The sequence below is a fragment of the Inquilinus limosus MP06 genome, from assembly GCF_000767795.1.
In the GTDB taxonomy this organism is placed as follows: domain Bacteria; phylum Pseudomonadota; class Alphaproteobacteria; order DSM-16000; family Inquilinaceae; genus Inquilinus; species Inquilinus limosus_E.
In genome coordinates this window covers 1-480 of the sequence record NZ_JANX01001153.1, presented here as the reverse complement: position 1 = coordinate 480, position 480 = coordinate 1, and the positions used below count along the sequence as shown (strand labels likewise).

The following is a 480-nucleotide window of genomic DNA, read 5'->3' as shown; positions in this document are numbered from 1 at the left end:
GTTTGTCGAGGCCTGGGCCAGCCCTCACCCGGTCGTCCTGACGGACGCCCGACCTCTCCCGCCAGGCGGGAGAGGCAATCTGAGCTGTATTCTAAGCCTCAGCCCCGGCCGCGACCTTCTGCTCCGCCACCACCCCCGTCAGCACCGTCGCCGCCACCACGTCGTGGTCGGAGATGGCGGCGCCGGTCTCGTCCACGGCGGCGATCGTCGCCGGCGCCTCGGCGTCGGCGTGGCGGGTGAACAGCCAGTCGAGCTTGGCGAAGGGCGGCACCGGCGTGCCGTCGGGGCGGGTGCGCTGGGTGGGGCCGGGCACGTTGCAGCGATGCCAGTCGAAGCCGGCGTCGCGCAGCACGGCGAACAGCGGCTCCTCCGGCGCCTCCAGGGACCCCAGCGCCTCCTTGGTGTTGAAGTCGCCGCCCAGCACCACCCCGGCGCCGGCGGGCGCCAGCCGGTCGATCGCCGCCACCAGCCGCTCGCCCT

Annotated in this window: 1 protein-coding gene; it reads right to left on the bottom strand. The window is 74.4% G+C overall.

The window, feature by feature from the left end:
• Positions 1–91: 91 nt before the first annotated feature.
• On the bottom strand, positions 92–480 hold a 389-nt coding region (locus tag P409_RS39905; protein ID WP_161790547.1), incomplete at its 5' end, for an endonuclease/exonuclease/phosphatase family protein.